At 52.8% G+C, this 6,875-nt stretch carries 8 protein-coding genes and 2 rRNA genes (1 of these 10 running past the window's edge); 2 read left to right on the plus strand and 8 right to left on the minus strand.

Annotated features, from left to right (window positions below; all coding sequences use genetic code 11):
- Position 1: 1 nt before the first annotated feature.
- Positions 2–1,165 carry a glycosyltransferase family 4 protein gene (locus HNEAP_RS10600; RefSeq protein ID WP_012824979.1) on the minus strand — a complete coding sequence of 388 codons (1,164 nt, stop codon included), beginning with the start codon at positions 1,163–1,165 and terminating at the stop codon, positions 2–4.
- Positions 1,166–1,255: 90 nt separating this feature from the next.
- Between HNEAP_RS10600 and HNEAP_RS10605 the strand changes: the two genes are divergently transcribed.
- Entirely contained in the window at positions 1,256–1,927 is a 672-nt protein-coding gene (locus HNEAP_RS10605; RefSeq protein WP_012824980.1) for a 2OG-Fe(II) oxygenase, read from the plus strand.
- Complete coding sequence (locus HNEAP_RS10610) at positions 1,924–2,928, plus strand: mitochondrial fission ELM1 family protein (RefSeq protein ID WP_012824981.1); 1,005 nt, start codon at positions 1,924–1,926, stop codon at positions 2,926–2,928. Before HNEAP_RS10605 ends, HNEAP_RS10610 begins: the two co-directional genes overlap by 4 nt.
- A gap of 92 nt (positions 2,929–3,020) precedes the next feature.
- Here the strand turns inward: HNEAP_RS10610 and HNEAP_RS12750 are convergent, their stop codons facing one another.
- The 7 genes from HNEAP_RS12750 to HNEAP_RS10640 form a co-directional block, all read right to left on the minus strand.
- Positions 3,021–3,164, minus strand: coding sequence for a hypothetical protein (locus HNEAP_RS12750; RefSeq protein WP_012824982.1), 144 nt, complete (start codon positions 3,162–3,164; stop codon positions 3,021–3,023).
- Between the two features lie 14 nt (positions 3,165–3,178).
- Positions 3,179–3,391 carry a zinc-finger domain-containing protein gene (locus tag HNEAP_RS10615; RefSeq protein WP_012824983.1) on the minus strand — a complete coding sequence of 71 codons (213 nt, stop codon included), beginning with the start codon at positions 3,389–3,391 and terminating at the stop codon, positions 3,179–3,181.
- Positions 3,388–4,323, minus strand: coding sequence for a branched-chain amino acid transaminase (locus HNEAP_RS10620; RefSeq protein ID WP_012824984.1), 936 nt, complete (start codon positions 4,321–4,323; stop codon positions 3,388–3,390). The genes HNEAP_RS10615 and HNEAP_RS10620 overlap by 4 nt, the downstream gene beginning before the upstream one ends.
- 442 nt (positions 4,324–4,765) lie before the next feature.
- Positions 4,766–4,987: a sulfur carrier protein ThiS gene (gene thiS, locus HNEAP_RS10625; RefSeq protein WP_012824985.1), complete on the minus strand. Its 222-nt coding sequence runs from the start codon at positions 4,985–4,987 to the stop codon at positions 4,766–4,768.
- Between the two features lie 19 nt (positions 4,988–5,006).
- Entirely contained in the window at positions 5,007–5,309 is a 303-nt protein-coding gene (locus HNEAP_RS10630) for a ComEA family DNA-binding protein (RefSeq protein ID WP_012824986.1), read from the minus strand.
- Between the two features lie 244 nt (positions 5,310–5,553).
- Positions 5,554–5,669: ribosomal RNA gene (gene rrf, locus HNEAP_RS10635) — 5S ribosomal RNA — on the minus strand.
- Positions 5,670–5,776: 107 nt separating this feature from the next.
- Positions 5,777–6,875, minus strand: a 23S ribosomal RNA gene (locus HNEAP_RS10640); it runs 1,778 nt beyond the window's last position.

Genomic DNA, 6,875 nt, shown 5'->3' on the forward strand with positions numbered 1-6,875 from the left:
TCTAGCGTTCAGCGCTGATTTCTCGATAGATCGCCAATGTCTGATCTTGCATCGCCTTTAGCGTAAAGGGGCGGGCGGCGGGCACTTCGGGTGCGCCATCACGATACCAGCGCTTGAGTGTTTCAACAGCGCCATCAAGATCGCCCAGAGTTATGGCACCGGCGGGATACATGGCCGCGAGTTGTTCGCCCACGCCGCCGTGAGCATAGCCCAGCACCGGACGACCGAGACTTAATGCTTCCAGACTGACCCGTCCAAACGCCTCCGGTTCGGTCGAAAGCGAGAGCACCACGTCACTGATCGCCATAATGTCTTTCAAATCTGAACGCTGGCCGACCAAAGTCACGTCTTGGGTCAAGTTCCGTCGCGAAATTTCCGCTTCGATTTCCTGCAAGAATTGCTGCTTTCGCGGATGCGCGCCGCCGACGATCAATGCGTGAACGGGGATGCCTTCGGCCTTCAGCCGCGCAACTATTTGAAGAAGATCAAGCTGGCCTTTCCAGCGGGTGATGCGCCCTGGCAAGTTAATTGTCCATTTCCCGACCGTTTGCGGGAACTCGGTCTGCCAACGCGTCAACCATGCCGACTCGGGTTGATATTCCGGCGAGAATGCAACCGGATCGACACCACGATAGATGCGTGTAATTTTGGCGGGATCAACCCAAGGGTAATGCCGCCGGATGTACGCAACAATCATGCCGGAAACCGCAATGATTCGTTCGCCTTTGAGCATGACAGCGCTGTAGAAGTTGGGGGTGTATGGCCCGTGCACGGTGGTGACCAAACGCGGGCGGGTGGCCGGATCGAGCTTTTTCCATGCCAGATAACCCAACCAGGCCGGTAATCGCGAACGCAGGTGCACGATATCTACCTGCTTTTCCTGCATCAATCGCCGCAGAATCGCGATATAGCGCAGGCTGCTCAGCGATTTTTTGCCGATGGGCAGGGTGATATGCTCCGCCCCCAGCGCTTCTAACTCAGCAACCATGCGCCCCCCGCCCGACACGACGATGGCTTTGTGCCCGGCGGCAATCAACGCCGCTGAGATTTCGATGGTGCCGCGCTCGACACCGCCACTTTCAAGCGCGGGCAACAATTGCATCACAACCAGCGACTCACGCTCGACGGGCCGATCGGTGGCCGGATTAACTGGCAACAGGGTCATAGATTGGACACAATTTAACGTTTAGGCGATAAGAGGATTATTATACCCATCAATGTCTTCTCATCGTTTAGTTATCTTAAGGTTATGCGTATGCTCGATTCAACGCTATTAGATGCCGTAAAAGCCAGCCTGAAGCACTCATTCGAGTCCGCAAAACAGGAAGAGTCACCCTACCGGCACTGGCGCTTGCGTGAACTGTTTCCACTGGGAACAGCCCGATCGATTTCCAAACTCCCGTTCTCGCCGCCCGTCATCGATGATACGGGTGGGCGACGAGAGACTCATAATGAGTCTCGACGTTTTTTCGATCAAGATGCCATTAACAAATTCCCGACCTGTTCCGCTATTGCACATGCACTGCAATCACCTGAACTCATTCGGATTATCGAGCAGCGCTGCGAACTCGACTTAACCGGCACCAACCTGCGCATCGAGTATGCGCTTGATACAGAGGGCTTCTGGTTGGAGCCGCATACCGATCTGGGCGTTAAAAAATTCACCATGTTGGCCTACATGGCAGAAGACCCGGAGCACGAAGGTTGGGGAACGGATATTTATTTAACCAAAGAATCGCCCGCGCAGCGCGTACCGGCCACGTTCAATACGGCGATGATCTTCGTACCGTCAACCAATACGTGGCATGGGTTTGAACCAAGAAAAATCAACGGCATACGCCGAACCCTGATTATCAACTATGTCACGCAAGAATGGCGAAACCGCTACGAACTTGCCTTTCCGAATGAGCCAATCACCTCGGCATGAGTTCAAAATTGCACGAAACATCATCGCAACCCAAAATCTGGCTACTGACGAATGATGCTGTCGGCTTGCGCAACCAGGCGGTTGGCTTGGCCGAGCACATCGGCTGGCCATTTGAGGTCAAGCTGGTCAACTTAACCAAACCGTGGCGCTGGCTACCCGGTCACTGGCTACCCAAAGCACACACCCGCCTCACGCCGCAATCCTCTCAATTAAAGGCACCTTGGCCGGACATCATCATATCCTGCGGGCGACTGGGCGCCGCGGCTGCGCTGGGTGTCAAACGCGCCAGTGGCGGTAGGGTATTCACCGTGCACATCCAGAACCCGCAGATGCCGCATCATCTGGTGGATCTGATCGCACCGCCTCGTCACGACGGTTTGATCGGGCCGAATGTCGTCAATACCCGTGGCGCACTGCACAATGTCACGCCTGAAAAAATCGAACAGGCCATCGCAGTGCAATCCGAACGCTACCCAGACCTGAATTCAATCAAAAAGAATCAACCCATCATTGGCGTGCTGATTGGCGGAAGTAATGCGACCGCCACCCTGACGCCAGAAAAAAGTCGAACACTGATCGAAACACTACGGAAAGTAGCCGCTGAAGAGAACGCTCATTTATGGGTCACGGCATCGCGACGCACAGGCACGGAAAATATCGCCGCCATGAAAGCGGCGCTTGCGGGCACAACGCACTGGTTCTGGAACAACGAAGGCTCCAACCCCTATCACGCGATTCTCGGTATGGCGGATTATTTGATCGTGACTGGCGATTCGGTGTCGATGGTGTCGGAAGCCGCCTCAACCGGCAAGCCAGTCTATACGCTGGATTTCGACGGCTATTCTGGTCGTCTAAACGATTTCCATAGCGCATTGCGAGAAGAAGGCGTCACACGCTCGTTCGAAGGCAAACTGGAACAGTGGCAATACGCGCCCGTCAACGACACGCCTCATGTTGCCCAGTTGGTACGTGAACGGTTTCATCAGCACCGAAGCACCTAACGTTGCATTTCTAGCGACACATCAACCAACAATCCGACGCGAAAAAAATCCCGCAAAGGCGGGACAGTAAAAAACCTGATATTAAGTGGCACTTATTCATCCGATGCTGGGGGCAGGTCACGATTGACCAATCGCTTGATCACCAGATAAATACCCACGTGAAGCGCAATGGCGATCAGCACGACTATGACGATGATAGCAACCATCAACGGATTATTCTGCACCAAAGCCCACATGTGCTTTTTCCGGCTTAATCGATCAGCCGATAAAGTGTGCCGCAATAAATACAGCGCGCCTGATCACCCGCATTCTCCAAGTGAATATAAACGCGAGGATGCGCATTCCAAAGCGTCTCGTCTGCACGAGGACAAAATACGGGCAGATCAGACTGATGGACGGCCACTTCACGCGCAGCACTGGCCCTTTTGTATTGCTCAGGATGGGCTGCGGTATTCGGGTTCATGCACGCACCTCGGTAAAATCGAGCCAACCATCGAATTCAGAATCGAAGCGACCATGGACAATATCAAAATAGGCCGACTGCAAGCGTTCGGTAATCGGTCCACGTGAACCACTGCCAATCGGCCGGTTATCGACTTCACGGATAGGCGTGACCTCGGCCGCCGTACCAGTGAAAAATGCCTCATCAGCAATGTAGACTTCATCGCGGGTGATGCGCTTTTCGATTACCTCATAACCAAATCGTTTGGCCAGGATCATGATTGTGCGGCGCGTGATCCCGTCAAGGGCTGCCGTCAGATCCGGCGTGTACAAAATACCGTCTCTGACAAGGAAGATATTCTCGCCCGAACCTTCGGCAACAAAGCCCTGCGTATCCAGCAACATGGCCTCGTCATAGCCATCATGGGTCGCTTCGCGCAACGCCATCATGGAATTCATGTAAGAACCGGTAGACTTGGCCTTGCACATCGTCACGTTGACATGGTGACGTGAATAGCTCGACGTCTTGATTCGGATGCCCTTTTGAATGTTATCCGCACCCAAATACGCGCCCCACTCCCACGCGGCGACCGCTACGTGGACTTTCAGGTTATCCGCCCGAAGCCCCATACCCTCGGAACCATAGAACACGATCGGACGCATGTAGGCACTATCCAGCTTGTTAGAGCGAATGACTTCGCGGTGTGCTTCGTTAATCACGCTCTCAGAATAAGGCATGGGCATACCAAGAATGCGGGCTGAGTTCGTCAGGCGGCGCGTGTGATCTTCCAATCGGAAGATGGATGTTCCGCGATCTGTCTTATAAGCTCGGACGCCCTCAAAACAACCCATGCCATAATGAAGACTGTGCGTCAGCACATGGACTTGAGCAGAGCGCCAATCGATCAACTCACCATCAAACCATATAAAACCATCACGATCAGCCATCGACATGATTAAGCCTCTGAAATATTGAAAAGCATCTGCCCGCACGGGCAACCGAACATAAATCAACCCAGAAAATAATCCAGACAAAGACAATAGATTGCGCAAGTCGTTCTCTTGAGCACTCTATAGAGGAAAGATCGATCATCAGTGACGGCGTCATCACCGATGCCAGCAAGTCCGTGACTTGCAGACGACCCCAAAAATGAACGAACTTGGCAACAAAACGCATCTGCCTAGCTTTCTGAGCAAGGTAACAATGATACACCAAGTTTCAAGTAGCCATAGGTAGAGAGCAGACCTAGTGTTTAGGGTAAGGACACCCGCAGGAAGCGACGCTAAGGATTGGAATATATTAAGGCATCCGCAGGATTAACGCGGTGAACCCATCGTTAGCACTCGGATCAAGGGCTTTCGGAGGACGATGAATGGAAAGGACCTTCAAGCAGGATCATCCACCGCCGATGGCATGGACAATCTCGACACGGTCACCTTCGCTAAGCAAAGTTGAATCCCGCCGATCTCGAAAGACGATCTCACCATTGATCTCAACGGCGAGACGCTTGGACTCAAGCCCTAGTTCCATCAACAAATCATGAACGGTCAATGGCTGAGCGATGCCATGGGCAACACCATTCACAAAAACCGTCATCTGAGACTTGAGCGCAGTCATCTAGCACCTGAAAAGTCGATCATTTCTTGGTAGCCGCAGGCTTCTGATGACCCTCAACCACAAAATGATCCTTTAACTTAAGAAAGCTCTTGTCACCAATACCTTTCACTTCCTTGAGCTCATCAACCGACTTGAATCCATGATGAGCCTCCCTGTAGGCCACGATCGCAGCTGAGAGCTTGGGCCCAATGCCTTTCACTTCATCTAGTTGGGCCTGTGTTGCTGTATTCAAATTGAACTTCTCAACCGCATAAGCAGGGGCATTGACCATACCCATAACCAACAGGCATCCAAAAATAATGGCGTGAAACATTTGTCTCATAACTATCTCCTTAACACTCCATTGACAAATTCGCCTTCGCTTGAGGCAGTAGAAAATTTAACAGGCGAGCCAGAAAAATCAACTACTGACTCCCATGGGATGCCCTTTAAGAAAGTGCGCGAAAGGGCAAACGCAAACATTTAGCGCTTGTCGTGCAGAGCTTACCTACTATTTTTCCGCACAATTAAGGCCTGAAAAAGGAAGCCCCCCGCACAGGATATGTACGGGGGGCTTTGAATGGGGAGCCTGGCGTTGACCTACTTTCACATGGGGAGACCCCACACTATCATCGGCGATGCGGCGTTTCACTTCTGTGTTCGGGATGGGAACAGGTGGTTCCACCGCTCTATGGACACCAGGCAAAGGGGTTTGCAGGCAGAGACGTTGCTCTGTCTGCGTGAAGTGAATGCGGTTACAAGTACACTGAATCTTGTTTGTTGTCAGTCGACAAGCTGTTTTGGCGTTATATGGTCAAGCCTCACGGGTCATTAGTACTGGTTAGCTACACGCATTACTGCGCTTCCACACCCAGCCTATCAACGTTGTGGTCTTCAACGGCCCTTCAGGGGACTCAAGGTCCCAGCGAGATCTCATCTTGGGGTGGGCTTCCCGCTTAGATGCTTTCAGCGGTTATCCCATCCACACTTAGCTACCCGGCAGTGCCACTGGCGTGACAACCGGAACACCAGAGGTGTGTCCATCTCGGTCCTCTCGTACTAAAGACAGCTCCCCTCAAATCTCGAACGCCCACGGCAGATAGGGACCGAACTGTCTCACGACGTTCTGAACCCAGCTCGCGTACCACTTTAAATGGCGAACAGCCATACCCTTGGGACCTGCTTCAGCCCCAGGATGTGATGAGCCGACATCGAGGTGCCAAACACTGCCGTCGATATGGACTCTTGGGCAGTATCAGCCTGTTATCCCCGGAGTACCTTTTATCCGTTGAGCGATGGCCCTTCCATACAGAACCACCGGATCACTAGAACCGTCTTTCGACCCTGTTCGACGTGTCTGTCTCACAGTCAAGCTGGCTTATGCTCTTACACTAACCGTACGATTTCCGACCGTACTTAGCCAACCTTCGTGCTCCTCTGTTACGCTTTCGGAGGAGACCGCCCCAGTCAAACTACCCACCATACACTGTCCCCGATCCGGATAACGGACCTGGGTTAGAACATCAAACATACCAGGGTGGTATTTCAAGGTTGGCTCCACCCGAACTGGCGTCCGGGTTTCAATGCCTCCCACCTATCCTACACAAGTAGGTTCAATGTTCAGTGCAAAGCTATAGTAAAGGTTCACGGGGTCTTTCCGTCTAGCCGCGGGTACACTGCATCTTCACAGCGATTTCAATTTCACTGAGTCTCGGGTGGAGACAGCGCCGCCATCGTTACGCCATTCGTGCGGGTCGGAACTTACCCGACAAGGAATTTCGCTACCTTAGGACCGTTATAGTTACGGCCGCCGTTTACCGGGGCTTCGATCAAGAGCTTCGCTTGCGCTGACCCCATCAATTAACCTTCCGGCACCGGGCAGGCGTCACACCCTATACGTCCTCTTTCG

It is taken from the genome of Halothiobacillus neapolitanus c2 (assembly GCF_000024765.1).
Lineage (GTDB): Bacteria > Pseudomonadota > Gammaproteobacteria > Halothiobacillales > Halothiobacillaceae > Halothiobacillus > Halothiobacillus neapolitanus.